The sequence below is a fragment of the Nitrincola salilacus genome (assembly GCF_046271865.1).
GTDB classification, from domain to species: Bacteria; Pseudomonadota; Gammaproteobacteria; order Pseudomonadales; family Balneatricaceae; genus Nitrincola; species Nitrincola salilacus.
In genome coordinates this window covers 1,735,442-1,760,734 of sequence record NZ_CP176580.1, presented here as the reverse complement: position 1 = coordinate 1,760,734, position 25,293 = coordinate 1,735,442, and the positions used below count along the sequence as shown (strand labels likewise).

General features: G+C 52.1%; 28 protein-coding genes. 5 read left to right on the top strand and 23 right to left on the bottom strand.

What is annotated here, in order from left to right; translation table 11 throughout:
• Nucleotides 1-157: 157 nt before the first annotated feature.
• Entirely contained in the window at nucleotides 158-751 is a 594-nt protein-coding gene (nfuA, locus tag ACK3CJ_RS08235; RefSeq protein ID WP_409525953.1) for a Fe-S biogenesis protein NfuA, read from the bottom strand.
• A gap of 156 nt (nucleotides 752-907) precedes the next feature.
• On the opposite strand from nfuA, the gene rlmD reads away from it, so the two are divergent.
• Nucleotides 908-2,242 (top strand): 23S rRNA (uracil(1939)-C(5))-methyltransferase RlmD, encoded by a 1,335-nt coding sequence (gene rlmD / locus ACK3CJ_RS08230; RefSeq protein ID WP_409525952.1) that lies wholly within the window; start codon nucleotides 908-910, stop codon nucleotides 2,240-2,242.
• Entirely contained in the window at nucleotides 2,239-2,862 is a 624-nt protein-coding gene (locus ACK3CJ_RS08225; protein ID WP_409525951.1) for an RluA family pseudouridine synthase, read from the top strand. The genes rlmD and ACK3CJ_RS08225 overlap by 4 nt, the downstream gene beginning before the upstream one ends.
• Before the next feature lie 24 nt (nucleotides 2,863-2,886).
• Here the strand turns inward: ACK3CJ_RS08225 and ACK3CJ_RS08220 are convergent, their stop codons facing one another.
• From ACK3CJ_RS08220 to dapA, 4 genes are all read right to left on the bottom strand, one after another.
• Nucleotides 2,887-3,846 (bottom strand): 2-hydroxyacid dehydrogenase, encoded by a 960-nt coding sequence (locus ACK3CJ_RS08220; RefSeq protein ID WP_409525950.1) that lies wholly within the window; start codon nucleotides 3,844-3,846, stop codon nucleotides 2,887-2,889.
• Nucleotides 3,847-3,919: 73 nt separating this feature from the next.
• Nucleotides 3,920-4,636 (bottom strand): phosphoribosylaminoimidazolesuccinocarboxamide synthase, encoded by a 717-nt coding sequence (gene purC / locus ACK3CJ_RS08215; RefSeq protein ID WP_409525949.1) that lies wholly within the window; start codon nucleotides 4,634-4,636, stop codon nucleotides 3,920-3,922.
• A gap of 55 nt (nucleotides 4,637-4,691) precedes the next feature.
• Nucleotides 4,692-6,062 (bottom strand): outer membrane protein assembly factor BamC, encoded by a 1,371-nt coding sequence (bamC, locus tag ACK3CJ_RS08210; RefSeq protein WP_409525948.1) that lies wholly within the window; start codon nucleotides 6,060-6,062, stop codon nucleotides 4,692-4,694.
• A 41-nt stretch (nucleotides 6,063-6,103) separates the two neighbouring features.
• Nucleotides 6,104-6,979, bottom strand: a complete 876-nt coding sequence (gene dapA / locus ACK3CJ_RS08205) for a 4-hydroxy-tetrahydrodipicolinate synthase (protein WP_409525947.1) — start codon at nucleotides 6,977-6,979, stop codon at nucleotides 6,104-6,106.
• Between the two features lie 182 nt (nucleotides 6,980-7,161).
• Here dapA and ACK3CJ_RS08200 point away from each other — a divergent pair, with 182 nt between their 5' ends.
• Nucleotides 7,162-7,632, top strand: coding sequence for a peroxiredoxin (locus ACK3CJ_RS08200; RefSeq protein ID WP_409525946.1), 471 nt, complete (start codon nucleotides 7,162-7,164; stop codon nucleotides 7,630-7,632).
• Nucleotides 7,633-7,669: 37 nt separating this feature from the next.
• Here ACK3CJ_RS08200 and ACK3CJ_RS08195 read toward each other — a convergent pair whose 3' ends face one another.
• On the bottom strand, nucleotides 7,670-8,743 hold the full coding sequence (locus ACK3CJ_RS08195) for an AI-2E family transporter (protein WP_409525945.1): 1,074 nt from the start codon (nucleotides 8,741-8,743) through the stop codon (nucleotides 7,670-7,672).
• Nucleotides 8,744-8,760: 17 nt separating this feature from the next.
• On the bottom strand, nucleotides 8,761-8,997 hold the full coding sequence (locus ACK3CJ_RS08190) for a sulfurtransferase TusA family protein (protein ID WP_409525944.1): 237 nt from the start codon (nucleotides 8,995-8,997) through the stop codon (nucleotides 8,761-8,763).
• 146 nt (nucleotides 8,998-9,143) lie between these two features.
• Between ACK3CJ_RS08190 and ACK3CJ_RS08185 the strand changes: the two genes are divergently transcribed.
• On the top strand, nucleotides 9,144-10,571 hold the full coding sequence (locus tag ACK3CJ_RS08185) for a M48 family metalloprotease (protein WP_409525943.1): 1,428 nt from the start codon (nucleotides 9,144-9,146) through the stop codon (nucleotides 10,569-10,571).
• Between the two features lie 77 nt (nucleotides 10,572-10,648).
• Here ACK3CJ_RS08185 and nadA read toward each other — a convergent pair whose 3' ends face one another.
• The 16 genes from nadA to ACK3CJ_RS08105 all read right to left on the bottom strand — a co-directional run bounded on the left by nadA (nucleotide 10,649) and on the right by ACK3CJ_RS08105 (nucleotide 24,012).
• Nucleotides 10,649-11,689 (bottom strand): quinolinate synthase NadA, encoded by a 1,041-nt coding sequence (gene nadA, locus ACK3CJ_RS08180; protein ID WP_409525942.1) that lies wholly within the window; start codon nucleotides 11,687-11,689, stop codon nucleotides 10,649-10,651.
• 157 nt (nucleotides 11,690-11,846) lie between these two features.
• The gene (queC, locus tag ACK3CJ_RS08175) at nucleotides 11,847-12,533 is read right to left on the bottom strand and encodes a 7-cyano-7-deazaguanine synthase QueC (protein WP_409525941.1); all 687 of its coding nucleotides are present in this window, start codon (nucleotides 12,531-12,533) and stop codon (nucleotides 11,847-11,849) included.
• Between the two features lie 17 nt (nucleotides 12,534-12,550).
• Entirely contained in the window at nucleotides 12,551-13,396 is an 846-nt protein-coding gene (gene ybgF / locus ACK3CJ_RS08170) for a tol-pal system protein YbgF (protein ID WP_409525940.1), read from the bottom strand.
• Between the two features lie 2 nt (nucleotides 13,397-13,398).
• Nucleotides 13,399-13,935 (bottom strand): peptidoglycan-associated lipoprotein Pal, encoded by a 537-nt coding sequence (gene pal, locus ACK3CJ_RS08165; protein ID WP_409525939.1) that lies wholly within the window; start codon nucleotides 13,933-13,935, stop codon nucleotides 13,399-13,401.
• A gap of 63 nt (nucleotides 13,936-13,998) precedes the next feature.
• Nucleotides 13,999-15,291: a Tol-Pal system beta propeller repeat protein TolB gene (tolB, locus tag ACK3CJ_RS08160; RefSeq protein ID WP_409526566.1), complete on the bottom strand. Its 1,293-nt coding sequence runs from the start codon at nucleotides 15,289-15,291 to the stop codon at nucleotides 13,999-14,001.
• 8 nt (nucleotides 15,292-15,299) lie between these two features.
• The gene (gene tolA, locus ACK3CJ_RS08155; protein WP_409525938.1) at nucleotides 15,300-16,331 is read right to left on the bottom strand and encodes a cell envelope integrity protein TolA; all 1,032 of its coding nucleotides are present in this window, start codon (nucleotides 16,329-16,331) and stop codon (nucleotides 15,300-15,302) included.
• 8 nt (nucleotides 16,332-16,339) lie between these two features.
• Entirely contained in the window at nucleotides 16,340-16,756 is a 417-nt protein-coding gene (gene tolR / locus ACK3CJ_RS08150) for a protein TolR (protein WP_409525937.1), read from the bottom strand.
• 10 nt (nucleotides 16,757-16,766) lie between these two features.
• Complete coding sequence (gene tolQ, locus ACK3CJ_RS08145) at nucleotides 16,767-17,444, bottom strand: protein TolQ (RefSeq protein WP_409525936.1); 678 nt, start codon at nucleotides 17,442-17,444, stop codon at nucleotides 16,767-16,769.
• Nucleotides 17,434-17,871 carry a tol-pal system-associated acyl-CoA thioesterase gene (gene ybgC / locus ACK3CJ_RS08140; protein WP_409525935.1) on the bottom strand — a complete coding sequence of 146 codons (438 nt, stop codon included), beginning with the start codon at nucleotides 17,869-17,871 and terminating at the stop codon, nucleotides 17,434-17,436. Before ybgC ends, tolQ begins: the two co-directional genes overlap by 11 nt.
• A 124-nt stretch (nucleotides 17,872-17,995) precedes the next feature.
• Nucleotides 17,996-18,211 carry a TraR/DksA family transcriptional regulator gene (locus ACK3CJ_RS08135; protein ID WP_409525934.1) on the bottom strand — a complete coding sequence of 72 codons (216 nt, stop codon included), beginning with the start codon at nucleotides 18,209-18,211 and terminating at the stop codon, nucleotides 17,996-17,998.
• Between the two features lie 131 nt (nucleotides 18,212-18,342).
• Nucleotides 18,343-19,350 carry a Holliday junction branch migration DNA helicase RuvB gene (gene ruvB / locus ACK3CJ_RS08130; protein ID WP_409525933.1) on the bottom strand — a complete coding sequence of 336 codons (1,008 nt, stop codon included), beginning with the start codon at nucleotides 19,348-19,350 and terminating at the stop codon, nucleotides 18,343-18,345.
• Between the two features lie 93 nt (nucleotides 19,351-19,443).
• Entirely contained in the window at nucleotides 19,444-20,067 is a 624-nt protein-coding gene (ruvA, locus tag ACK3CJ_RS08125) for a Holliday junction branch migration protein RuvA (RefSeq protein WP_409525932.1), read from the bottom strand.
• A gap of 133 nt (nucleotides 20,068-20,200) precedes the next feature.
• Nucleotides 20,201-20,716 (bottom strand): crossover junction endodeoxyribonuclease RuvC, encoded by a 516-nt coding sequence (gene ruvC / locus ACK3CJ_RS08120; protein ID WP_409525931.1) that lies wholly within the window; start codon nucleotides 20,714-20,716, stop codon nucleotides 20,201-20,203.
• Between the two features lie 28 nt (nucleotides 20,717-20,744).
• On the bottom strand, nucleotides 20,745-21,482 hold the full coding sequence (locus ACK3CJ_RS08115) for a YebC/PmpR family DNA-binding transcriptional regulator (RefSeq protein WP_409525930.1): 738 nt from the start codon (nucleotides 21,480-21,482) through the stop codon (nucleotides 20,745-20,747).
• Nucleotides 21,483-21,537: 55 nt separating this feature from the next.
• Nucleotides 21,538-23,301: an aspartate--tRNA ligase gene (gene aspS, locus ACK3CJ_RS08110; protein ID WP_409525929.1), complete on the bottom strand. Its 1,764-nt coding sequence runs from the start codon at nucleotides 23,299-23,301 to the stop codon at nucleotides 21,538-21,540.
• Between the two features lie 243 nt (nucleotides 23,302-23,544).
• A complete protein-coding gene (locus ACK3CJ_RS08105; RefSeq protein WP_409525928.1) occupies nucleotides 23,545-24,012 on the bottom strand; it encodes an HIT domain-containing protein in 468 nt (155 codons plus the stop codon).
• 71 nt (nucleotides 24,013-24,083) lie between these two features.
• Between ACK3CJ_RS08105 and ACK3CJ_RS08100 the strand changes: the two genes are divergently transcribed.
• Complete coding sequence (locus tag ACK3CJ_RS08100; protein WP_409525927.1) at nucleotides 24,084-25,253, top strand: GNAT family N-acetyltransferase; 1,170 nt, start codon at nucleotides 24,084-24,086, stop codon at nucleotides 25,251-25,253.
• Nucleotides 25,254-25,293: the final 40 nt, after the last annotated feature.

The window sequence follows — 25,293 nt, the reverse complement described above, 5'->3', positions numbered from 1 at the left end:
CCTGCCACTAATTAACTATAGAAGACAGACCTGATATTGGAATTAATTGTATTTATGGGGATCGCAAGATGGAAAACAAGCTCCGGGACGGTAATTAGCCGCCCAGAGCTCCAGCAGAAGGAAAAGCGAACGCCCTCCCCACAAGTTTCGAATTGAATTACCGGTAGTAGGCGTTGTCCGTTACGGTATGGTCAGTGACATCGCGCACAGCGATCAGACCGGGTATACGATCAATCAGCGTTTTTTCAACACCATCCTTGAGTGTCAGGTCTACAGCACTGCAACCCTGACAGCCACCACCGAATTTGAGTATCGCCACGTGCCCGGCTTCCTCTTCGATCAGCTCTATCAACTTGACTTCTCCACCGTGTGAGGCAAGGCCAGGATTGATATCGGAGTAGAGAATATAATTGATCTGGTCTTCCAACGGACTGTCTGCCGTGACTTTCGGCATCTTGGCATTGGGCGCCTTGATAGTCAGCTGACCACCCATTCGATCTTCGGCAAAATCAACCCGCGCCTCTTCAAGATAGGCAAGACTGTTGCGTTCCAGATAGAGGCGAATCTTCTGAAGATCGATGATCTCATCCTCTTCATTCACCTCATCCGGACGGCAGTATGCCAGGCAGGTTTCGGCATAGGGTGTTCCCGGCTGGGTAACAAACAGGCGAACAGCAATGCCAGGCACATTCTGCTTTTCAAGCAATTGAAACAGATACTCTTCAGCACTCTCGGTTACAGTAATTATCATGGTACTTTAATACTCGCATCTGGACTCTAGCATCCCACAGCATACACCGAAATTAATTCCGAGTAAAATGATAGGTTATTATAAGACAGTCGTATTGACTGGGGTTTTTATCTCTGAAACTGGTAATATTACCGCTCCAGTTTTTGAGACGTGACCATGCACAAACGACGCACAGCCCGACACTCCCGCCAGAGCCTACCACAAACCCCGATTGAGCTTGATGTTACCGGCCTCAGTATTGAAGGACGTGGCGTGGCCAGACATGAAGGTAAAACCGTATTTGTCAGAGGTGCGTTAGCCGGTGAAAAAGTCACTGCAAAACTGGAGAACCGCCACAGCCGCTATGATGAAGCGTCGCTGATCGAATGCATCAGCACCTGCCCCGACAGAGTCGAGCCCGCCTGCAGGCACTATCAGGAGTGCGGCGGTTGTGATCTGCAACACTTCAACCTTGATAAACAGCTCGACTTCAAGGAGTCGGCGGTACTGGATCAGCTGTCACGATTTTCCAAGGTGACCCCCACTCAGATAGACGCTCCGATTCAGTCAGCCACAGCCGGATATCGGCGCAGCGCACGTATCGGCATCAACCAGTTGCAACGTGATGGCAGCCTGATCATCGGCTTCAGACGCAGAAACAGCAACAAGCTGACACGAGTGGAACATTGCATGGTGCTGGATTCTCGTGCCGACACGCTGTTCAGTGCGCTTTATCGTGAGCTCGAGCCTTTTACTGACCTGAAGCTTCTGACACATCTGGATATTACACTGGGTGACGAATCCGGCGCGTTGACTTTCCGTGCCACCCGCACTCCCTCTGAAGAGCTGATTGAAGCGCTGAAACGTGTTGCCGAGAGCCTGTCACTCCAGCTCTATCTTGAACTGAACGACCATCAACTCACACCAGTTGGCGTACATCCTCCGTTAACCTATACACTTCCGGACGCCGATGTAACCCTTCAGTTCGCTCCTGATGACTTCCTGCAGATCAATGCAGAGGTGAATCGCAAAATGGTGTCCCGTGCGCTGGAATGGCTGACACCCACCTCAACCGACAGCATACTGGATCTCTATTGTGGCCTCGGCAACTTCACCTTGGCGCTGGCTAAACACGCCGGGAAGGTTACCGGTATTGAGGGCAGTATGAAGATGGTTGAGCGTGCACAGAGCAATGCTACGCTGAACAACTGCGACAATGTCAGTTTTCATTGCGCTGATCTCAGTCAGGACTGCAGCGCAAGTGCCTGGATGCGTCAGAAATATGATCTGATACTGCTGGATCCACCCCGTTCGGGGGCTGCAGAGCAGACAAAGAGCCTGTCAAAAACAGGCGCCAAACGCATTCTCTACATTGCCTGCAACCCATCTGTACTGGTGCGTGACAGTGCAACTCTCGCCAGCCAGGGTTATAAAATGACGCGTTTCTGTGTGCTGGATATGTTCCCTCAGACCTCCCATGTGGAGTCCATGGCGCTGTTTGAGAAAAAATGATGATCCCTGTGCTGTTTGCCGATGAAGCGATGCTGGTGGTCGTCAAACCCCACCGACTGCTTTCAGTGCCCGGACTGGGCGCAGAAAAGCAAGACTGCCTCTGGCGGCGTGTACAACAGCAATACCCAACCGCACGAATTGTCCATCGACTGGATTATGCCACTTCCGGGCTTATGGTGATGGCGCTGACCGCCGTGACTCACCGCCATCTGAGCATGCAGTTTCAGAATCGCATCACAAAGAAACGCTATCAGGCAGTGGTCAGCGGGCAGATACACGAAAATGAAGGTAGCATTGAGCTACCTCTACGCTGTGATTGGGAAAGAAGACCCTTGCAGATAGTGGATCATGAAAAGGGAAAATCGGCACTGACGCACTGGCAATGTCTGGAGCGCAACGACCAGGGATCTCGTTTGCTGCTGCACCCCATCACAGGCCGCTCACACCAGCTCAGGGTACACCTGCAAGCAATCGGACACCCGATACTCGGTGATGAATTTTATGCAGAGGGGAAGGCCAGAGAGGCTTCCACAAGATTATTGCTGCATGCCGACCAACTGGCACTGCAACACCCTCTCAGAGAAGAGTGGCTGGCATTCGAGTCAGCCTGCCCTTTTTGAATTAAATCACATGGAACGATCTGATCAGACTACCCGACGGCTCGGTGAACCCTGCTCCAGAAAGGCGTGAATATTCTCAGCTGCCTGAGCAATAATCGTACTGCGCGCCTGAAAGCTTCCCCAGGCACAATGGGGAGTCACGATAAGGTTGGGAATATCAGGTTCAAGCAAGGGGTTACCCTGGCGAGGTGGCTCTTCCAACAGTACATCCGTGGCCGCACCCGCCAGATGGCCTTCGCGCAGCGCACTCACCAGCGCAGGCTCATCAACAATGCCGCCACGGGCTGCATTGACGAGGAAACTGCCGGGCTTCATCAGCTTCAGCGCTTTGGCATCGATCAGATTACGCGTGGCATCAGTCAATGGGCAGTGCAGGCTCAGCACATCCACCAATGGCAACATCTCATGCAGAGGTAAACGACTGTCATCCGCTTGTGTCGGCTCAGCACCCGGGCGCTGCGCAACCAGTACTTTCATGCCGAATGCACGCGCTATCTCCGCCACCTTGCGACCAAGATTACCATAACCCACCAGCCCCAGGGTCTTGCCCTGCAACTCCTGTATCGGGTAATCCAGCAGACAAAACTGTTCGGATCGATTCCAGCGCCCTTCGCCTACTGCCTTGTGATAATCCAGCAGGCGCGTATGCAGCGCCAGCATCAAAGAAAACACATGCTGTGCCACCGACGAGGTACCATAGCCCTGACAGTTACACACAGGAATGCTGCGCTGCCTGGCAGCATCAAGATCAACATTGTTAACCCCTGTCGCAACCACACAGATCAGCTTGAGTGAGTCAGCCTGAGCAATAGCCTCAGCCGTCAGAAGCGCTTTATTGGTGATGACTATATCAAAGCCACGAATACGCTCCGGGACATCCTCAAGGGAGGTCTGATCATGGCAGACCAACTCACTGACGACTGAACGCAAAGGCTGCAGATCCAGATCATTCAGGCTCTGAAGGTCAAGAAATACTGCCCGCATCTTCCTCTCCTTTATCAACATGGACCTGCTTTTGCCTGGAATTGATACAGAGGTCTCAATTTCGATCTGATAGTCAGTCGAAATTAATACCGAGGCGACGCCCCACCTCTTCGTAGGATTCTATCACCCCACCCAACCCCTGACGGAAACGGTCCTTATCCATCTTCTTGCGTGTTTCCTTATCCCACAGACGGCAACCATCCGGAGAGAACTCATCACCCAGAACAAGCTGACCCTTGGACATGCCAAACTCAAGCTTGTAATCAACCAGTAGAAGACCAGCATCATCAAACAGTTTTTTCAGCACATCATTGACACGAAAAGTCAGTGATTTCGCAGTTTCCACCTGGTCACGTGTTGCCCAGCCAAAAGAGTCTATGTGATACTCATTGACCATCGGGTCACCGAGTGCATCATCCTTCAGAAACATCTCAAACGTAGGCGGATTGAGCGTAAGCCCCTCTTCTACACCCAGACGCCGACAGATGGAGCCCGCAGCAACGTTGCGCACTACACATTCGATTGGCAGCATATCCAGGCGTTTGACCAGGCTCTCGGTGTCGGACAGGCACTTTTCAAAGTGCGTCGGGATACCAGCTGCTTCCAGCTTTTCCATGATAAAGGCATTGAACTTGTTGTTAACCATGCCCTTGCGATCCAACTGATCGACCTTCTTGCCATCAAAGGCCGAAGTGTCATTACGAAACAGCATGATCATGTAATCCGGGTTATCTGTAGAGTAAACCGATTTGGCCTTACCCGAATATAAAAGCTCTGTACGCGTTGTCATCAAGGTCTCCAGAGGAAACCACCCCCATATGGGGCAGTTTCTGCAATCAATCTTTTCAGCCAGCCGTATTGGACGGTAGCTGATCTTTTATCTGCCACAATATCTCTTCAGCAACCACTGCAGGTGCATCCAGACCCTGATCTGTCAGCACGGAGATGATCACGCCAGTACGAATGCGGTGAAGCTTCAACTGGTAGCGACCCGTATGCTCGAAGCTACCGCTTTCAGTGTTGTATACACCCCGTTGTGAGCCACCGAAGACAAAGATAACCCTACCACCCAGCCAGATTTTGTAACCATCCTGATTGGCCAGGTTGTTCGGATCACTCAGATCTGCAGCCACATCCTCTTCCGAACGACCGCTCAAGCGGCTATCACCGGATGAATAAGCAATTGCTTCTGCCTGCTCCTCTTCAGAGAAACCCAGTGCGTTGCTCAGGAAACTGGTACTCAGCTTTATCTCCTCACGCTCTGAGGTCAGCCATTCCATGAAACCACGACGGCGTGTTTCAGCAATAGGCGTTGACGTGGTGTAGCTCATGTAAAAAACCCCACCCTCCTTGTCTCTTGTACCGACATCCAGAGCCGTGCTTTCAATGGCCGTATCGAGAAGATCCCACACTTCATCGACTGGTGCATTAATACGCAGAGCAGGATTACCTCGGGAGTCACGCCCCAGCAATGGCCGAGCCTGCTGTTGCTGCTGCAGCGCCAAGAGGCTCTGTGCCGTCGTCGGAGCAGAAGCACGGCTGAGATAGCGCAGCATCTCGAACATCATATCGGACTGATAGCTGACATCCATCTGCTGCTGATCCCAGTTTACCTCCTCCTGACGTTCACTGGCGGCAAATGCAACATGACTCATGCGTATGGAGGTGCGGTCATAATCATCAGGATCTGGACGTATACTGACTCGCAATTTGTTATCGACAGGCCCTTCCAGTCCTTGAAGTGTCAGACGTTTGAACCAACGATCAACAAAACCATACTCTTGTGCATCAGTGCGGATCCAATCCGTTTCCATGATACCCAGTCTTGGATCGGTTCTGGCAACGTCTATACCGTTATACTCCCAGAAATCCAGAATTTTGACCCAGACATCTGCAATAGGCTCGTCCACTACAATAATCCGTTCACCATCAAGGCGAGCCAGACTGACTGAATCAGACACAGGGTCAGCATAGAAAAATTCAGGACGTGGAACCTCAAAACGACCATCAGTCCGAGTGGCGGTAACACCCACATCAGGCACCTGTAGCTGCTCATAAGTCTCGCGCGCTTTGATATGCTCGGGTATCTGCAGGCGATCCCCACCCGCAGCCTGCATATAGTCCTGGCTTCGATCACGGATCATCCCATGCTCACCATAGACCGGGTTCTTTTCGATATAGCTACAACCGACCAGCATCATTGCTGCGCCGGCCATCGTCAGTATACCTAAGCCTTTATTTATCATTTATATGCCTGTCAGTTTATGCCGCTTTGCTTTAAGGCGCTGCGAACCACGTCATGATACTGCTCGGACAAAGGCGTCAATGGCAACCTGATACCGGAGTCAATCATACCCATCTCATGCATGGCCCACTTTACGGGAATAGGGTTCGCTTCAATAAAAAGATTGGTGTGCAGAGGCATCAACTGCTCCTGCAACGCTCTTGCAGCGTCGGTATCACCCTCCAGCCCCAGTTGGCAAAGCTGTGCCATTTCGCCAGGCGCAACGTTAGCTGTGACTGAAATATTACCGTCGCCACCCATCAGTATCAGCTCAATGGCGGTGGCATCATCGCCTGAGTAAACAGCAAAACCCTCGGGAACTGAATCGATCAGGAAACGGGCGCGCTCAAGATTACCCGTTGCCTCTTTAATACCCACGATGTTGTCAATAGCTGTCAGCCGTAACACGGTCTCAGGCAGCATGTCACAGGCCGTGCGCCCTGGCACATTGTAAAGTATCTGAGGAATCATCACAGCTTCGGCGATGGCCTTGTAGTGCTGATACAACCCTTCCTGTGTCGGTTTGTTGTAGTAGGGTGTCACCAGTAACACCGCATCCACACCAACTTCTTTTGCCGCCTGCGTCAGTTCAATGGCTTCACTGGTTGAGTTGGCACCTGTGCCAGCTATCACTGGAATGCGACCAGCTACCTGATCAACAACGAATTTGACAACCTCAATGTGCTCATCACAGTTCAGGGTCGCGGACTCACCTGTCGTACCGACTGCTACAATTGATGCCGTACCCTTTTCGATATGGAGCTCTGTGATTCTCTTCAATGCATCCCAATCGACATCGCCATTGGCTTTCATTGGGGTTACAAGGGCTACAATACTGCCGCGAATCATCATTATCTCCAAATTTCAATCAGATGCCGTATGGTACTCACCACTCACCGGCCACACAACACTCAAGGTAAGGTTTCAACCTCACTTTACCTTCTGCTATTGTGAACAGCTCGATATTTTAAACGAATATGACCCTTTTAGCGTAGTAGGATCGATCTTTTTTTAACACAGGATGAAACATCATGAGTAATGCCACACTAAATCAGCCCGTACCCGAGTTCACCATCCCGGCAACCAGCGACAAGGAGGTCTCACTTTCTGCCCTGCGCGGTCGCAATATCGTGATCTACTTCTATCCTAAGGACAGCACTCCCGGATGCACGACGGAGGGTCAGGACTTTCGCGACAAATATGAGCAATTTCAGGCAGCAGACACAGAAATTTTCGGTGTATCCAGAGACACTCTGCGTAGCCATGAAAATTTCAAAGCCAAGCAGTCCTTCCCCTTTGAGTTACTGAGTGATCAGGATGAGGCCCTGTGCAAACTGTTCGATGTTATCAAACTGAAGAAAATGTATGGACGTGAGTCATTGGGAATCGAGCGCAGCACCTTCCTGATAGACAAAGAAGGCGTTCTGCGACAGGAATGGCGCAAGGTTTCTGTCAAAGGACATGTTGACGAAGTGCTGGAAGCCCTTAAACAGCTCAGCTGATGCACGCACGGCGGCATCAGCAATAAGGCGGTGCCGCCTATTCTTCCTCCTTCACCGCAACCTCTTCGATCGCACTGGGCCAGGCACTGATTACCGACTTGACCAGGGTCGCAAGCGGAATGGCAAAAAACACTCCCCAGACACCCCAGAGACTACCAAAAAGCAATACTGCTACGATGATGGATACAGGGTGAAGATTTACAGCCTCAGAAAACAGCAGTGGAACCAGTACATTACCGTCCAACGCCTGAATCACGAAATAGGCAATCATCAGATACATGAACTCGCTACCCCACCCCCACTGGAACAGAGCGATCCCTGCGACAGGGATTGTCACCAGCGCTGCACCTATGTAGGGAATGACAACTGACACACCCACCATGATCGCCAGCAACGCTGCATAGTTGAGCCCCAGAAAAGCGAAGACGACATAGGAAACAGCGCCGACGATCAGAATCTCGATAGCCTTACCACGCACATAGTTGGCAATCTGAGCGTCCATTTCTACCCATATGGTGCGCATCATCTGGCGTTTCTCAGGCAGAAATCTTGCCAGGCCATCCAGCAGATGCGTGCCATCCTTGAGAAAGAAAAATACCAGGATCGGGACCAGGATCACATAGATCAACAGCGCCACGATATTGGTCAGGGAGTGTAGTGAAAAGGTCAGTACCCACTGCCCGGCTTTACTCAGCTCTGTGGCAGCCACACCGATCAGTTGCCGCACCTGCTGTTCGGTGATCAGATCAGGATAGTGTTCCGGCAGTACCAGCAGCATCGCCTGAAACTGCGAGATCATGCGTGGCGTTTCATTGAACAGCGTCACCAGCTGTGTCCAGACCTGAGGCATCACTATCAGCATGAATGCCAGAAGCGCCGCAACAAACGCAAAAAACACCAACAACACCGCGACCTTACGAGGAATATACTTCTCGATGCGATTAACGGCACCCTGCATCAGAAATGCGACAATAATACTGATAAACACAGGCGCAAGCGCACGGCCAAGCATCAAAATAAGCAAAAGACCGGCCACCAACAGGAAAAAAAGCAGCAGCGCCTCCTCATCCGACAGATAGCGATGAATCCATTTACTGATGATCTTCAGCATGATCTCTCCTGACAGCCCTAACCGCGACGAATGATATAGATGTAGCTGCCCTGCTCTGTGAACGATTCAAGCAGGCAGTGGTCTGACTGGTCAGTGTAGGCTTTGAAATCCCTGACAGACCCCGCGTCCGTGGCGATGACACGCAGTATCTGCCCCGGATGCAGATGGTTCAGCGCCTGCTTGGCTTTCAGCAGCGGCAACGGGCAATGCAAACCAGATGCATCTAACTGTTGGTCAATAGCGTAATCTGTCATGATCTGGAACCTCGAAAACCGATACAAGATCTCGCTGTTTAGAAGTCAGGCAAGATCGATAACACAAACTTTCACTTCATAATCAAAGCGCACATTATACTATTACAGTTAACATGGTAACCAAAGAACTTCTCGTCAGGACATCTATGATCCGATTTTTTCTGCTACTAATACTGACTTTCGGCTTTCAAACTACCTATGCCGATACTCGCCTCCCAAGCCTCACCGGCCCCGGTGTTGCGATGGTCGCGGCTGATGCAGAATATCGCCTGGGTCGTAACTGGGCGCGCATTCTTCGCGGCAGAGCCCCACTACTGGAAGATCCGATCACCTATCACTATCTTGATGACCTGCTGTGGCGGCTGGTCCCAAGCTCTCAGATCACAGATCGGCGCCTGGAACTGATCATGCTCGACAACCCCAGCTTCAATGCTTTTGCGGTACCAGGCGGCATCATTGGAGTCCACGGCGGTCTTTTCCTCGCTGCCGAAAGTGAAGATGAGCTGGCGTCGGTGCTGGCACATGAACTCGCCCATCTGAGCCAGCGTCATTTTGCCCAGCGCATGGAGGAGGAGCGGCGCGCCAGACCCCTGGTGCTGGCAGGCATACTTGCCAGCATTCTGATATCGGCTGCAGATGTGCAAGGTGGCACAGCCGCTCTTTCCACTACGATCGCCGCACAGGCACAATCTCAACTATCCTTCAGCCGCCGCTATGAGCAGGAAGCTGATCGAATAGGCATGCAGACACTGGCTGCTTCCGGCCTCGACCCTCACGCCATGCCGCAGATGTTTTCTCGACTGCAGCGCAACTATCGCTTCTACGGGCAACGTCCTCCCGAATTTCTCCTGACACACCCGGTCACCGAATCTCGCATTGCTGACTCGCTGAATCGAGCCGAAACGCTGCCAAAACCGGCAGAAAGCGCCTACAACCCTGAATATGAGATCGTCAAAACACGACTGGAAGTCCATTTCAGCAATCAGCCGGCACAAACACTGCAACGCTATCAGGCAGACAATCTTGCCAATCCTTCAGCTAAAAATGACTACGGCATTGTCATGGCAGCCATGCGCAACGGACAGATTTCGCTTGCACGAGAACATCTGAAAAAACTGCCAGCCGCCTGGCGCCAGCATCTGTATATTGCACTGAGCGAAGTGGAAATCATGCTGTCGGCTGGCGAATACGCTGAGGCATTTGAGCGTAGCAGCACCCTGAATAAAATTTATCCTGACAACCTTCCTGTCAGAAAACTGCTCGCCACAGCAGCTAGAGAAACAGGTAAACTTCAGCAAGCGACAACGATTTACCGACAAATATTGCGCGATTACCCCACAGACACTGACAGCCTCTTCCAACTCGCAGAAACAGAGGGTTTATTGGGAAACATACTGGCTGTGCATGAGGCTCGAATAGATTACTTCTTGCTTACTGGCAACTTTGACCACGCACAGCGCCAGGTTGAGTTTGCCAAGCGAGACAGCAGCCAGAGCCCAGCAGATATCAGCCGTTTTGAAGAAAAGGCGGCTGAGGTCGAAGAGATCAGAAAACAGGTCCGAGAGGATCTTTAAAGCAGGCCGAGGTAATCACCAGCAGCCTGCCACAGACTCAGAAGGAAAGGTCAGATCGGGTAGCTCAGCTTGAAAACTCAGATCGGGAAATCCAGCATACGCTGAAGTGGAATACGTGCCTGCCTGATCAACTCAGGTGATACGATCACCTCATCAGCCTGCGTTTCCAGTGCCTGCACTATGTTATCAAGACCGTTCATCGCCATCCATGGACAGTGAGCACAACTGCGACAGGTTGCGCCATTTCCGCCAGTAGGAGCTTCAATAAAGGTTTTGCCCGGAGCAGCCTGCTGCATCTTGTAGAGAATACCTCGGTCAGTTGCCACAATAAACAGCTGATTGGGCAAGGTCGCCGCCGCACGGATCAGCTGACTGGTAGAACCCACCACATCTGCCAGATCCACCACTGCCGCAGGCGATTCAGGATGCACCAGAACAGCCGCCTCAGGATAAAGGGCCTTGAGTTCTTTCAAACCCTTCGATTTGAACTCCTCATGCACGATGCAGCTACCTTCCCAAAGCACCATTTCAGCACCCGTCTGACGCTGCACATACTCGCCCAGATGGCGATCAGGTGCCCAGACAATTTTCTTACCCTGGTCAGAAAGATGCTCCACCACTTTCAATGCAATACTGGAGGTTACCACCCAGTCGGCACGCGCCTTAACGGCGGCAGACGTGTTGGCATACACAACTACTTCATGATCGGGATACTGGTCGCAAAAAGCGGAAAACTCATCAACAGGACAACCGATATCCAGCGAACAGGTCGCTTCAAGCGTCGGCATCAATATGCGCTTTTCCGGGTTGAGAATTTTTGCAGTCTCACCCATAAATCTGACACCTGCCACCAATAACGTTGATGCAGGGTGCTGACTACCGAAGCGCGCCATCTCCAGAGAGTCGGCAACACAGCCCCCAGTCTCCTCAGCCAGTGCCTGAACCAATGGGTCCGTGTAGTAGTGAGCCACCAGACAAGCATCTTTTTCACGTAACAGTTCTTTAATCTTCTGGCGATATGATGCTTCTTGCTCTGGAGTCACTGCTGAAGGCAGGTGCTCCTGGGCAAAATGCTCCTGAACCAGAATCCGCTCGGCAAGTTCGCTTGTCTGTGACATGAAAGTATCTTATTCCGAAAAAATTGAATAGCACTTGGGTTTAATAGTACTTGGATTTAATAGCACCTAGGTCGCGTAGCGCTGAGATTCAGCAGCGCTGGTATAACTCTGGAAGAATTATACCATAATCGTGCTACAAATCAGGTGTGGGTGGGGATCACTGATAATATTGAGTCGGGTCCGTAACACCAGCGTCGGCAAAACCCATGGCACGCAGGCGACAGCTATCACACACGCCACAGGCCCGGCCCTGCTCATCAGCCTGATAACAGGAGACAGTTAACCCATAGTCCAGCCCCAGCGAGATACCCTTGCGAATTATCTCCGCCTTGGTCAGATCAATAAGCGGCGTTTCAATAGTCAGATGATGACCGGTAACACCCTGACGAGTCGCCAGGTTCGCCATCACTTCAAAAGCCTTGATAAATTCGGGACGACAGTCAGGGTAGCCGGAATAGTCCACGGCGTTGACGCCGATAAAGATAGCCTGAGCATCCAGCACTTCAGCCCAACCCAGCGCAAGGGACAGAAACACTGTATTGCGTGCAGGGACATAGGTAACTGGAATAGCATCATCTTCAACTGTTTCGGGTACATCCATGGTGTGATCCGTCAACGCGGAGCCACCAATATCTTCAAGATGCAGCCTCAGTACCTTGTGATCGGCAATCTCAAGATGCCTGACCACGGCACGCGCAGCATTAAGTTCAGTCAAAGAACGCTGACCATAGTCAAAACTGAGCACATGGCACTCGTATCCCTGACTTTTGGCAATTGCCAGAACCGTTGCGGAATCAAGTCCGCCGGACAATAAAACAACTGCCCGTTTCAAATCCATACTCATGAAAGCAGATGCCCTTATCAGCTATTTGCCGCTCTGAAATTTCTGGCAAGACTGGCAGCAGTACTTTGCGGGAACTCATCAATCACACGCTGAATCATATTTCGCGAGCGTTCCTGCTGGCCCAGATTAGAATAGACTACACCCAGCTTGTAGAGGGTATCAGGCACCTTGCCATGACTCGGAAAGTCGCTGAGCACTCTTTCAAACTGCACTCGTGCCATATCCAATGACTGCTGTGCCAGATGGATTTCACCTAACCAGTAATAACCATTAGCCGTATTACTACTGTTCGGAAACTGGATAACAAAGGCTTCAAATGCAGCAACTGCCTCGTTGAATTTGCGCTCACGCACAAGATTGAAAGCCTGATCATACGCCTGCTGATCAGCCCGCGTTGCCTCCGGCACGGAAGCAACTTCCGGTGCCGGTGCAACAGGTGCCGCAGGAGTACTTACTGAAGGCGCACTGGTCGATGATTGCGTCGGCACTTCAGGAGTTGGCGCAGCAGCAACTGGCTCAACAGGCGGAGCAGCCGGATCTGGCAGCGCGTTGATCAACGCACTTAAGCGCCGATCAACATCACGATAACGATCTCGTTGATCTGTTTCTAGCCGATTCAGCTTATGCTGTTGTGACTCAAGCTCACCACGAAGCTGACGGATCTCCTCCTGTAACTGATAAACAATCAGCAACAACTCACTTTGTCCGGCCATCGAACCAGAAGCCACTTCAGGCTGACGCTGAGCCTGGGACTGCTGACCACTGGTACTGATCTCAATGACCTGAACATTATCTACCTGAGCCTGAACCAGCCCCGGTAAACATAGACAAAGCCCCAGCACACCTTTCAGTAAGTATTTCATAATTAACGTGTTACGTATTTCAGCTCAACACGACGGTTCTGAGACCAGGCACCATCGTGGCTGCCAACGACCGCAGGACGCTCTTCGCCATAGCTGATAGCTTCAATCTGATTGGCTGTTGCACCGTTCACCACGAGCAGACGCTCAACCGCGTTGGCACGACGCTCGCCAAGAGCCATGTTGTATTCACGGCTTCCGCGCTCATCAGCATGACCTTCCAGACGAACAGATACAGAAGGATTACGAGACAGGAAGCGAGCATGCGCTTCCAGATCAGAGAAACCTTCCTGCTGAACGACAGAGCGGTCAAAATCAAAGTAGAACACAGTACGCAGTGTTGCCACCTCTTCAAGCCCTACACCGGAAACACCGGAGCCAGTACCAGTACCATATGCGCTGGCACCATCAGTACCCGTGCCCGCACCAGTCGTTCCACTGGCGTCAGCAGAATCAGTTCTGGTGCTGGTAGAACTACAACCAGCCATGATGACGACGGCAGCAAACAGAGCCAGAGCCTTTCCAACATTCATTACACGCATTTTTTACTCCTGAGCACAGTCCCGTGGGGCCTGTGGCATGATTAAGGATATTTGTTTTCGATCTTATTGCAGATATGGAGACCAGGCTGGTTCTCGCACATCCCCACTTGGCGCCGGCATTGTAAAACGTACCCGCCCATCAAGTGAAACGGCGCCTAAAACACCCCGCCCCCCCTGCTGAGTAGCATAAATTATAATGCTGCCGTTGGGTGCGATACTAGGTGATTCATCGTAGTCGCTATTGGTCAGAATATCGATACGACCGCTCTGGAGATCCTGAACAGCAATCTGGAATCTTCTGCTTTGACCACGATGTACCATTGCCAGGAACCGACCATCCTGAGTCAGCCGGCCTCTGGCGTTGTAATTACCTTCAAACGTGACACGCTCCACATTTCTGCTGGCCATATTCAGACGATAGATCTGAGGAGAGCCACCACGGTCAGAGGTAAAATAGAGAGAGCTTCCATCCGGAGCCCAAAACGGTTCAGTATCAATAGCGCTGTTGTGGGTCATACGATCCAGCTCGCGCGTATTGAGATTAAGAATGTAGATTTCCGGGTTACCATCCTTCGACAGCACCAATGCCATGCGATTACCATCCGGAGACCAGGCTGGTGCACCATTCAAACCGGGAAAGGACTGAATCCGTTCACGACGCCCCGTCGCCAGATGCTGCACATAGACGGATGGGCGAGAGGTTTCAAAGGATACATAGGCAAGCTTGCTGCCATCGAACGACCAGCTTGGCGACAGGATAGGCTCGCTGGACTCCAGAATAGTGCGTGGACGCATTCCATCCCAGTCCGCAATCTGCAGCCTGAAGCGCTGACGATCCTGTGCCAGCTGCTCAGCCGTTACATAAACGATACGGGTTGAGAATGCCCCCTTGATTCCTGTCAGAGCCTCAAAAATCACATCAGAGATATAGTGCCCGGCATCCCGCAGACTGCCTGTCGTACCTGCCACTTGCTGACTGACGATACGCTGTTCTTTCAACACATCGTAAACTTCAAAGGTGATACTCACCTGATCACCACCGGCTGGCTCTACCCGACCGATTACCAGATAATCAGTTGAACTGATACGCCAATCGCGGAAAAAGACCTGATCCCCCCGACTTGGAAAGCTGAGCATATTGTCACGCGACATCATGCGGAAAAAGCCACTGCGCTCAAGATTCTGAGACACGACCTGAGCAATATCTTCCGGCAGCGGACTGGTACCACTCCAGTTGAATGGAACGACGGCAACAGGGCTTGGGCTATCAACACCCTGCGTCACCTCCACTACCAGTTGTGCATGCAACCAGGTGCTGGTCAGCATCAGAGTCAATATTGCGATCAGTTTTTTCATCATTGTTTTTACCACCTCAGGCCTTCTGGTCTGAATGTTACTAAAGTCCGTCTTACCCGTCGCTCGAATAGAATCGGATCGATCTCCGCCACTCGCGGGAAACGCTCTGCTCTCAAAACTGCCTGAACTGCAGAGCGATCAAATACTGCATCGCCACTGCTGGTGTGTATATCCACCGAGTTGATCTCACCATTTGGCAACAGATTGATCGAAATTATCGCCTGCATACCATTGCGCGCTGTCGAAGGAATCTGCCAGTTACGCTGCAACATGCCAGCGATATAGGACGAGATATCCGCGACTACAACATTGGAAGCCTGAGCGGCAGCGGCTTGTGCAGCAGCCGCTGCTTCAGCCTGTGCTTTGGCAGCAGCCTCGGCCTGGCGCTGCTGCTCTCTGGCTCTGGCTTCAGCGGCTTCGCGCTGAGCTTTCGCCTCAGCTTCAGCTTTGGCCTTGGCCTTGGCCTGAGCTTCCTTCAGTTTACGCTCCTCTTCCGCTTTCTGAGCGGCAAGTTCCTGCTGACGCTTACGCGCCGCTTCTTCCGCTTTACGAGCCTCTTCCGCAGCCTTCTGCTTCGCTTCAGTTTCACGACGGGCAGCCAGTTCCTGCTCTTTCCGTCGCGCCTCTTCAGCAACTCGCTGCTGCTCGGCCTTTTGCTGCTCTACACGCTGCTGTTCAGCTTTTTGCTGCTCTGCTTTTTGCTGTTCTGCTCTCTGGGCTTCAGCTTGCTGCTGCACTCTCTGCTGCTCTGCTCGCTGCTGCTCTGCCCTTTGTTGCTCTGCTCGCTGTTGCTCTGCCTGCCTTGCCTCTGCCTGTCGCTGAGCTTCAGCACGTTGCTGCTCCTCAGCCTGCTGTACCGCCTGCTGATTTTGCTGTGGTGCCTGCAGCGTAGACAGATCAACCATCTGCGCCTGAATATGTCTGGGCGCCCGATGCTCGGGCTTGGCATGATCAAACCAGTACCCGCCGATGGTAATAATGACCAGCAGATGAACAGCCAAGGCTTTCAGAGACGGAACTATGTAACCGCGTATTTCCACGACAAAGCCTACTCGGTCACCAGGCCTACACTTGCAGCACCGGCCTGTTGCAGTAACACCATCAGTTTGACCACTTGGTCATAATCAACATGACGATCCCCTCTGACCAGTATCATCTTCTCAGGTGAACTGTTCAGCACCTTACCAACTCGATCCTGAACGGTTTCAGCATCCACTGGATCAGTATCTTCACCACCTACATTGATGAAGTATTGTCCCTGAGCATCAACCGTTACGATCAGTGGCTCTTCATCCTGCGTTTCAACCGGCTCTGCACTGGCCTGAGGCAGCTCGACATTAACCCCCTGCGTCAGCATGGGTGCCGTTACCATAAAGATAATAAGTAACACCAATGTGACATCGATATAGGGTACGACGTTCATTTCTGCGTTCAGCTTGCGCTTTTTTCGGTTCCGCCTGATCATCGATTAAACCTCAAAGCACATGAACGCGGCGGTAGAGAATGCTGGAAAACTCGTCAGCAAACGTCTCGTAGTTACTCATCAGCGCTTCCGATTGAGCCGAGAAGCGGTTGTAGGCGATAACAGCCGGAATTGCGGCAAAGAGTCCGATAGCCGTCGCAATCAGGGCCTCAGCAATACCAGGCGCTACAGCCGACAGCGTTGCCTGATGCACATTTGCAAGACCGCGGAATGAGTTCATGATCCCCCATACGGTTCCAAACAGACCGATATAGGGACTGGTCGAGCCGACCGTTGCCAGAAATGGCAGGTGTTTCTCCAACTTTTCCTCTTCACGAGAAAAAGCGACGCGCATACTGCGCTGAACACCATTCATCACCACATCCGGATCAGCGTTACCACTCTGAGTCAGACGCGTGAACTCTTTCAGACCAGCACGAAAAATATTCTCGGCGCCATTGTCGGGGTTAGGGTTCTGACTGACTTCACGGAAAAGATGTCCGAGATCCGTCCCTGACCAAAAGCGCTCTTCAAAGGCAATAAAAGATTTTCTGGCACGCTGCAAAACGGATCTGCGCTGAAAAATCATAACCCATGACAAGAACGAAGCCAGCACCAGCACCAGCATAACCAGTTGCACCAAGAGGCTCGCCTCAAGGATCAGGCTCCAGATTGACATCTTATCTTGCACTTTTCTCTCCCTCGGAGTGGCATTGACAATATTTTTCCAGCCCGGCCGAAATAGCAGAAGGCCATCGACAGGGTTTCATGGATGTGGAATTTACACATGCAACCTGAACCTCAGCTTGACAGAGCACTACTGAGTCTCGGGCACGAATAATCTTCTGCTGGAAAACAACACGCGCAGCAGCTTGCTCTTTGAGAGCCGTTTCGACAATAAGTTCATCATCCAACAACGCAGGGCGTTTGTACTGACAGTCAACCTTGTGCACAACAAAGAGCCTTTGTTGTACTGCAAGCTGCTGCTGAGAGATGCCCAGGCTACGGAGCAGCTCAGTTCTGGCACGCTCCATGAACTTCAGATAGTTCACATAATAGACAATACCGCCGTAGTCGGTATCTTCAATATAAACCCTCAGCGGCCAGCTGAATACCATCTCGAAACCCAATTAAAGCAAAGACTGCCCACAATAGCAGCCGAGAGAATTTATACAAGAGGGGGGCATCAGAATGCTAAGGAGATTTATTCAGCGGGGTAATACAGCACGAAATCACCCTTGCCTAATGTCTGTGCTGGCACTCCAGGCAGCGTGTAGTAAGAGGGTCGGCCTTGAGGCGATTAAGCTCGATCGGCTCTGAACAAACCTCACATCGACCGTAAGTGCCCTGCTCAATCCGCTGCAACGCCGCTTCACAGGATGACAGCTCATCACGCAGACTTTGCTGTAGAGACTGCAATTCCCGTCTGTACTGAGCTTTATCATGTCGGCTGCACATGCTGACTCCATTTATGGAAAGTGATCACTGATTGTAACCACCCACAGTGCGCAGACCTTGATCAGCATCAAGCCAAATGCAGTCTCCTGAAAAATAAATACGCTTGTTTGATACTCTTGTTGGCCCTTAACTTAAACTGAAGGCTTCGGCAGCCCGAAGTGCTGATAGGCATGATCTGTCACCACTCGGCCTCGCGGGGTGCGCATGATAAAACCCTGCTGTATCAGATAAGGCTCCAGCACATCCTCAATGGTATCTCGCTCCTCACTGATTGCCGCAGCCAGGCTATCCACACCCACCGGGCCACCACCGAACTTCTCGATCATCGCCAGCAGCATCCTTCTGTCCATATGATCGAAGCCACGCTCATCTACCTTGAGCATATTCAGGGCCAGATCGGCAATTTCCCGCGTGATCACACCATCTCCCTTGACCTGAGCAAAATCCCTGGCCCGACGTAACAGACGGTTTGCAATACGTGGCGTTCCGCGTGAACGACAAGCCACCTCTCGGGCACCATCCGGATCCAGGGGTGTTCCGTAGAGCTCGGCTGTTCTGACAACAATTGCGGTCAGATCCTCAATGGAATAGAAATCCAGACGCTGGACTATGCCGAATCGATCCCTCAGCGGAGAGGTGAGTAGCCCCGCTCTCGTAGTCGCACCCACCAGCGTAAAGGGTGGTAGATCGATTTTAATGGATCGCGCTGCCGGCCCTTCTCCGATCATGATATCGAGTTGATAGTCCTCCATTGCAGGATAGAGGATCTCCTCCACATTCGGGCTCAGGCGATGAATTTCGTCGATAAAGAGAACATCCCCAGGCTCAAGGCTGGTCAGAATCGCGGCGACATCTCCGGCCTTTTCCAACACAGGCCCAGATGTTGTCTTGATCTGACTACCCATCTCATTGGCGATGATATTGGCCAGCGTGGTCTTACCCAGACCGGGAGGGCCGAAAATCAGAGTATGATCCAAAGCTTCATTTCGCTGCCTGGCGGCATGAATGAAGATCTCCATCTGCTCACACACGGTTGGCTGACCACGATAATCACTCAGCGCCTGAGGCCTGACAGTTCGGTCGTGCTGTTCCTCGCTCTTCACGGGCAGGGCACTGATAAAGCGATCAGCTTCTAACATGATTTTCCTGTATTTCTATGTTGTCTGCATAAAATGAGCTGCATGAATGAGCTGCATGAAATAACCTGCCAGATGAGCCCGCCGGCAACAAACTCAGGCACTGACCATCGATTTCAACGCCAGCTTGATCAACTCTTCAGTTGAGGCCCCTTCTCCTGCCTGTTTGCTGGCCTGTTCCACGGCACGAGTTGCCTGTACCGGCTTATACCCCAACGCCAACAACGCGCTCTCTGCCTCACCCCGGAGATCTACACGCGTCTGCTGCAGATGAATCGGCATCTCGGCAGGATCACCCGATAGAAGCGGCATATGCAACTGCTTCAGCTTATCCTTCATCTCAATGATAAGACGTTCGGCAGTCTTTTTGCCAACACCCGGCACTTTAATCAGCGTTGCAGTATCTTCGCGCTGGATACAGTTGATCAAAGCATCCGCGCTGATCCCGGAAAGCAGAGTAAGGGCCAGCTTGGGGCCGACACCATTGGTCTTGATCAGCTCGCGAAACAACGTCCGCTCCTGGCGATCAGTAAAACCAAACAGCAACTGAGCATCCTCTCTCACAACCAGATGCGTGAAAAGACTCGCCTCGCTGCCAACAGCAGGCAGGCGGTAAAAGGTATTCATCGAGGCCTCAACCTCATAACCAACACCCTGCACATCCAGAAGCAACTGTGGTGGCAGCTTCTCCAGCACGATACCCTTGAGATGACCGATCATGAATGATTTGATTCCTGCTGTGACATGAAATTGGACGACCCTGCCAGCCTGAACGGGGTCTGACTGTGGATCTGAAGATGATGATCATAGCACCGGTAAGCGCCCCGGTCACAGATCTGATCGACGCCAGGGCTCAGCGCCAGCGACCACCCTTACCGGAAGCCACACCGGCAACACTCACCAGTGATAGACGGCTGTGAGCATGGCACAGGGCAATGGCCAGCGCATCAGCAGCATCAGCCTGAGGCATGCCGGGAAGTTTCAGCAGCATCGCCACCATATGCTGAACCTGCGCCTTATCGGCGGCACCCGTTCCCACCACTGACTGCTTGACCTTGCGTGCCGAGTACTCATGAACGGGCAGCAATTGATTACCCGCTGCCACGATCGCCACCCCTCTTGCCTGCCCCAGCTTGAGCGCAGAGTCGGCATTTCGGGCCATGAATACCTGCTCTATGGCAACCTCTTGAGGCAGATAACGATCGATCACCTCGGTGATACCGGCATAGACCTGGCTCAGACGATCAGCCAGTTCATCACCCTTGATACGGATGCAGCCACTGGCGATATACTCATTTCGAGAACCCAGTGAGCTGATCACACCATACCCGGTAATCCGAGAGCCGGGATCTATCCCCAGAATCACCATGCGTCAGCATTCCTGACCGGCAACCGACTCACGCCATCGCCTCTTCAGGAATGTCGGCATTATGGTACACCTCCTGGGTGTCATCGAGGTCTTCCAGCACCTCCAGCAGACGCATGACCTTCTGACCCGCCTCAACGTCCAGCTCAACGGTAGTGGCTGGAATCATGCCGATTTCGGCATGCACCGGCTCATGACCAGCATATATAAGCGATTGTTTGACATCCAGGAAGTCAGAAACAGCTGTGAATACATCGATACTGCCATCGTCATGGGTGACAATATCATCGGCACCCGCCTCAAGAGCCGCCTCCATCAGAAGATCTTCATCAGTCCCTTCAGGATAGGTAATCTGTCCTTTTTTCTCGAACAGATAGGAGACGGAGCCATTGGTGCCAAGATTGCCACCATGCTTGTTAAACGCAGCACGCACCTGGGAAACGGTACGATTGACATTATCGGTCAGACACTCAACCAGAATAGCAACACCACCGACACCATAACCTTCATAGGTGAGTTCATCATAATGCTCACCATCAGCACCACCGACACCGCGCTGGATCGCTTTCTCGATGGTGTCTTTTTTCATATTGGCACCGAGTGCCTTGTCGACCGCCGCACGCAAGCGTGGGTTATCTTCGGGTAAACCGCCACCCGCCTTGGCGGCAACGGTCAGCTCACGAATCAGTTTGGTGAAAATCTTGCCACGCTTGGCATCCTGGGCGGCTTTTCTATGCTTGATGTTAGCCCACTTGGAATGACCAGCCATACTACTTTCCTCGGTAAATCAGCGGGCTGCATGGCAACCCGCTCAAAACAGACAATCAGGGGGTTTTGCGCAGCTTGATGTTAAGCTCACGCAACTGCGCCGCACTCACCACACCCGGTGCATCGGTCAACAGACAGGCCGCACTCTGGGTTTTCGGGAAGGCGATCACGTCGCGAATCGAGCTGGAGCCGGTCATCAGCATCACCAGACGATCCAGACCAAACGCCAGACCACCATGCGGAGGTGCACCGAAGCGCAGGGCGTTCAGCAGGAAGCCAAACTTCTCTTCCGCTTCATCATCAGCAATACCCAGCACCTTGAACACGGCACGCTGCATCGTCTGATCATGAATACGGATCGAACCGCCACCCAGCTCAGTACCGTTCAGTACCATGTCGTAGGCGCGCGACAGCTTGCCTTCGGGCTCGGCGATCAACTCTTCAGGCGTGCAGCTTGGCGAGGTGAACGGATGGTGAAGTGCGGTCAGACTGCCATCGCTGGCCTCTTCGAACATCGGGAAGTCAACCACCCACAGAGGCGCCCACTCGCGCTCGACCAGTCCCATCTCTTCGCCGACACGAATACGCAGCGCACCAAGTGCTTCATTGACGATCTTGGCTTTATCCGCACCGAAGAAGACGATATCGCCATTCTGCGCCCCCAGACGCTGCATGATCTTCAATGCAACCTCTTCGCCCAGGAACTTGACGATTGGAGACTGCAGACCTTCCGCACCCTTCTCCAGCTCATTAACCTTGATCCAGGCCAGTCCTCTGGCGCCGTAGATGGCGACAAAGCTGGTATAGTCATCGATCTGCTTGCGCGTCAGAACAGCACCACCCGGCACCTTCAGAGCAGCAACACGGCCCTTGGGATCCTGCGCAGGCGCAGCGAATACTTTGAACTCAACCCCTTCCATCAGATCAGCAACATCGATCAGTTCCAGCGGGATACGCAGATCCGGCTTGTCTGAACCGTAACGCTGCATCGCCTCGGAGTAAGGCATACGCGGGAAGTCACCCAGATCCACGTCAAGCAGCTCCTGGAATAACTCACGGATCATCCCTTCGGTCAGACCCATGATATCTTCTTCACCCAGGAAGGAGGTCTCAATGTCGATCTGAGTGAATTCAGGCTGACGATCAGCACGCAGATCTTCATCACGGAAACATTTGGCGATCTGATAGTAACGATCGAAGCCGGATACCATCAGCAACTGTTTGAACAGCTGAGGCGACTGAGGCAGTGCAAAGAAGCTGCCTTCATGTGTACGGCTCGGGACCAGGTAGTCACGCGCACCTTCAGGCGTTGCACGGGTCAGAATCGGTGTTTCAACATCGATAAAGCCGTTCTTTTCCAGATAGTTGCGGATGTTGTGTGTGATTTTGGAACGCAGACGCAGCTTGCGCTGCACTTCTGGACGACGCAGGTCGATATAACGGTGGCGCAGACGAACGTCTTCACCTACCTGCTGATGTTCATCCAACTGGAAAGGCGGCGTATCGGCACGGTTGAGGATAACCAGCTCTTTACCCAGTACTTCAATCGCACCGGTGCTCATGTCGGAGTTTTCAGTTCCGGCAGGACGGGCACGAACGGTACCGCGCACTTCAACAACGAACTCATTACGCACGCTGTCAGCGAGTTTGAAACTCTCTTCTCTGTCGGGATCAAATACGACCTGAGTTATCCCCTCACGATCTCGCAGATCGAGAAAGATCACTCCACCGTGATCTCGACGGCGGTGAACCCACCCCATCAAGACTATATCCTGATCAACATGTTCTTTACGAAGATCGCCGCAATAATGGCTGCGCATGGTTGGCTGTTCCTGTTCCAGAAGCGTTTATACTGTATACACAATGACTTAGCCACAAGCAGCATGAATTCTGCTGACTCTCCGGCTCAACCGATTACCGCTTGAACAAGCGCATGAATGGCACTCGCAATTCCGATAAAATCGCCAGGACGGTAACCACGTGTAATGAAGGGGAGGAATTATACCTGATTATCCGAGCGCTGACAGCGCCCGAAATAAGATATTGAACGACTGAGCCAGCAGTCAGCCTTCCTGATCGCCCTCCGGGACATAGTCCAGCTCTCCATCGAGCAAAACTTCAAGTTTTCGACGGATCTCCTGCTCTTTTTCCGGCGTATAAGCAACAGCTGGTTTCACACCCCAGACAGGTCCAGGCCAGGCAGAGTCATGTTCATAGCGTACGATGCAGTGCACATGCAGTTGATTAACGACATTACCCAGAGCGGCAACGTTCATTTTTCTGGCCTGGAACAGATCCGCAAGATTTTCGGTCAGGCAGGAGATCTCATTCATCAGTTGCAGTTGATCATCAGAGGAAAGATGGTAGATTTCAGACACCTCTGCCCGCCGTGGAACGAGTATGAACCAGGGGTACTGGGCATCATTCATCAACAGCAGGCGACAAAGCGGAAAATCACCCATTTTAATGCAGTCAGATTGCAAACGTGTGTCCAGTACAAACTCCACAAATTCAAGTTCCAGTTCGTCCATTACATTCTCCAGCTGGCAGGATAAGATGGATGCCAGTTTCTCAAAGGTTACTCAGGGAAGTATAGAACAATATGCTCGAAGTTAAGGTGTGTGAGTCAATTGATCAGATCAGCCGTGAGGATTGGAACCAACTGTGCGGTACGGACTACCCCTTTCTGCGCCACGAGTTTCTGCAGGCGCTTGAACGTTCAGGCTGCGTCAGTGCCAACACCGGCTGGCAACCGCTGCACTTGAGGCTTGAGCAGGAGGGCAACCTGGTCGGGGTCATGCCTCTGTATCTGAAGAACCACTCCTACGGCGAATATGTGTTTGACTGGGCCTGGGCAGATGCCTATTCACGCCATGGCCTGGATTACTACCCCAAACTGCTGACTGCCATCCCTTTCACTCCGTCACAGGGCCCAAGGTTCGGGATCAGCATACCGCTTCAGCAGGCAATACCGGCCATGTCACAAGCCGCCAAAGTGTTGTGCGAGCGATTTCAGGCCTCTTCCTGGCATGGCCTGTTCACTGAGTCGATCATAAAAGACCATTTCAGCAGCTGTGGGATGATGCCACGACTGGGTACTCAGTATCATTGGCATAATGACGGCTATACCAGCTTCGACGATTTCCTGTCGCGCTTCACATCGCGCAAGCGTAAAAATCTGAATAAAGAGCGCCAGAAAATTCGCGAACAGGGCATTGAGATACGCGTGGTTGAGGGCAGCAATATTCATGACGGGCTACTGGAAGATTTCTACCGCTGCTATCAACTGACCTATCTTAAAAGGGGCCAGCGAGGCTATCTCAATCTGGATTTTTTCCGCCTGATCCGAAACACCCTGCCACAGCATCTGATGATGGTTGTCGCGGAGGCTCAGGAGAAAACGGTTGCAGTCGCCCTCTCATTCAAAAGCAGCAATACCCTCTATGGCCGCTACTGGGGATGCCTGGATGAGTATGAAAACCTGCACTTTGAAGCCTGCTACTATCGTGGCATCGAATACTGTATTGAAAATGAATTGCGTTATTTTGATCCGGGAGCCCAGGGCGAACACAAAATTCAGCGCGGTTTTAAGCCGATCGAAACCTGGTCGGTACATTGGATAGAGGAGCCGGGTTTCAGACAGGGAATCCAGCAGTTCCTGACAGATGAAACCCAACTGATGCGCCAACGGATACTGCAACTCTCAGAAAGCCTCCCCTTTAAGGAGGTTACACCACAGGAACAGGTCATCAAATCTGATCCAGATCAATAAAACCTGCATAATTCTGTTTAAAAAAGCACCATCCAACTAC

Excerpts from the sequence above, each read along its gene's own strand:
- ybgC (WP_409525935.1), bottom strand. The coding sequence starts at position 17,871 with ATGGTATTCAGCTGGCCGCTGAGGGTTTATATTGAAGATACCGACTAC.
- pal (WP_409525939.1), bottom strand. The coding sequence starts at position 13,935 with ATGCGTGTAATGAATGTTGGAAAGGCTCTGGCTCTGTTTGCTGCCGTC.
- ACK3CJ_RS08115 (WP_409525930.1), bottom strand. The coding sequence starts at position 21,482 with ATGGCTGGTCATTCCAAGTGGGCTAACATCAAGCATAGAAAAGCCGCC.
- ACK3CJ_RS08200 (WP_409525946.1), top strand. The coding sequence starts at position 7,162 with ATGAGTAATGCCACACTAAATCAGCCCGTACCCGAGTTCACCATCCCG.
- ACK3CJ_RS08195 (WP_409525945.1), bottom strand. The coding sequence starts at position 8,743 with ATGCTGAAGATCATCAGTAAATGGATTCATCGCTATCTGTCGGATGAG.
- aspS (WP_409525929.1), bottom strand. The coding sequence starts at position 23,301 with ATGCGCAGCCATTATTGCGGCGATCTTCGTAAAGAACATGTTGATCAG.
- nadA (WP_409525942.1), bottom strand. The coding sequence starts at position 11,689 with ATGTCACAGACAAGCGAACTTGCCGAGCGGATTCTGGTTCAGGAGCAT.
- ACK3CJ_RS08190 (WP_409525944.1), bottom strand. The coding sequence starts at position 8,997 with ATGACAGATTACGCTATTGACCAACAGTTAGATGCATCTGGTTTGCAT.
- ACK3CJ_RS08105 (WP_409525928.1), bottom strand. The coding sequence starts at position 24,012 with ATGGACGAACTGGAACTTGAATTTGTGGAGTTTGTACTGGACACACGT.
- tolB (WP_409526566.1), bottom strand. The coding sequence starts at position 15,291 with ATGAAAAAACTGATCGCAATATTGACTCTGATGCTGACCAGCACCTGG.
- rlmD (WP_409525952.1), top strand. The coding sequence starts at position 908 with ATGCACAAACGACGCACAGCCCGACACTCCCGCCAGAGCCTACCACAA.
- purC (WP_409525949.1), bottom strand. The coding sequence starts at position 4,636 with ATGACAACGCGTACAGAGCTTTTATATTCGGGTAAGGCCAAATCGGTT.
- ruvB (WP_409525933.1), bottom strand. The coding sequence starts at position 19,350 with ATGTTAGAAGCTGATCGCTTTATCAGTGCCCTGCCCGTGAAGAGCGAG.
- ruvA (WP_409525932.1), bottom strand. The coding sequence starts at position 20,067 with ATGATCGGTCATCTCAAGGGTATCGTGCTGGAGAAGCTGCCACCACAG.
- ACK3CJ_RS08100 (WP_409525927.1), top strand. The coding sequence starts at position 24,084 with ATGCTCGAAGTTAAGGTGTGTGAGTCAATTGATCAGATCAGCCGTGAG.
- ACK3CJ_RS08185 (WP_409525943.1), top strand. The coding sequence starts at position 9,144 with ATGATCCGATTTTTTCTGCTACTAATACTGACTTTCGGCTTTCAAACT.
- ybgF (WP_409525940.1), bottom strand. The coding sequence starts at position 13,396 with ATGAAATACTTACTGAAAGGTGTGCTGGGGCTTTGTCTATGTTTACCG.
- ACK3CJ_RS08225 (WP_409525951.1), top strand. The coding sequence starts at position 2,239 with ATGATGATCCCTGTGCTGTTTGCCGATGAAGCGATGCTGGTGGTCGTC.
- nfuA (WP_409525953.1), bottom strand. The coding sequence starts at position 751 with ATGATAATTACTGTAACCGAGAGTGCTGAAGAGTATCTGTTTCAATTG.
- ruvC (WP_409525931.1), bottom strand. The coding sequence starts at position 20,716 with ATGGTGATTCTGGGGATAGATCCCGGCTCTCGGATTACCGGGTATGGT.
- ACK3CJ_RS08135 (WP_409525934.1), bottom strand. The coding sequence starts at position 18,211 with ATGTGCAGCCGACATGATAAAGCTCAGTACAGACGGGAATTGCAGTCT.
- bamC (WP_409525948.1), bottom strand. The coding sequence starts at position 6,062 with ATGGCCGGCGCAGCAATGATGCTGGTCGGTTGTAGCTATATCGAAAAG.
- dapA (WP_409525947.1), bottom strand. The coding sequence starts at position 6,979 with ATGATTCGCGGCAGTATTGTAGCCCTTGTAACCCCAATGAAAGCCAAT.
- queC (WP_409525941.1), bottom strand. The coding sequence starts at position 12,533 with ATGAGTATGGATTTGAAACGGGCAGTTGTTTTATTGTCCGGCGGACTT.
- ACK3CJ_RS08220 (WP_409525950.1), bottom strand. The coding sequence starts at position 3,846 with ATGCGGGCAGTATTTCTTGACCTTCAGAGCCTGAATGATCTGGATCTG.
- tolR (WP_409525937.1), bottom strand. The coding sequence starts at position 16,756 with ATGATCAGGCGGAACCGAAAAAAGCGCAAGCTGAACGCAGAAATGAAC.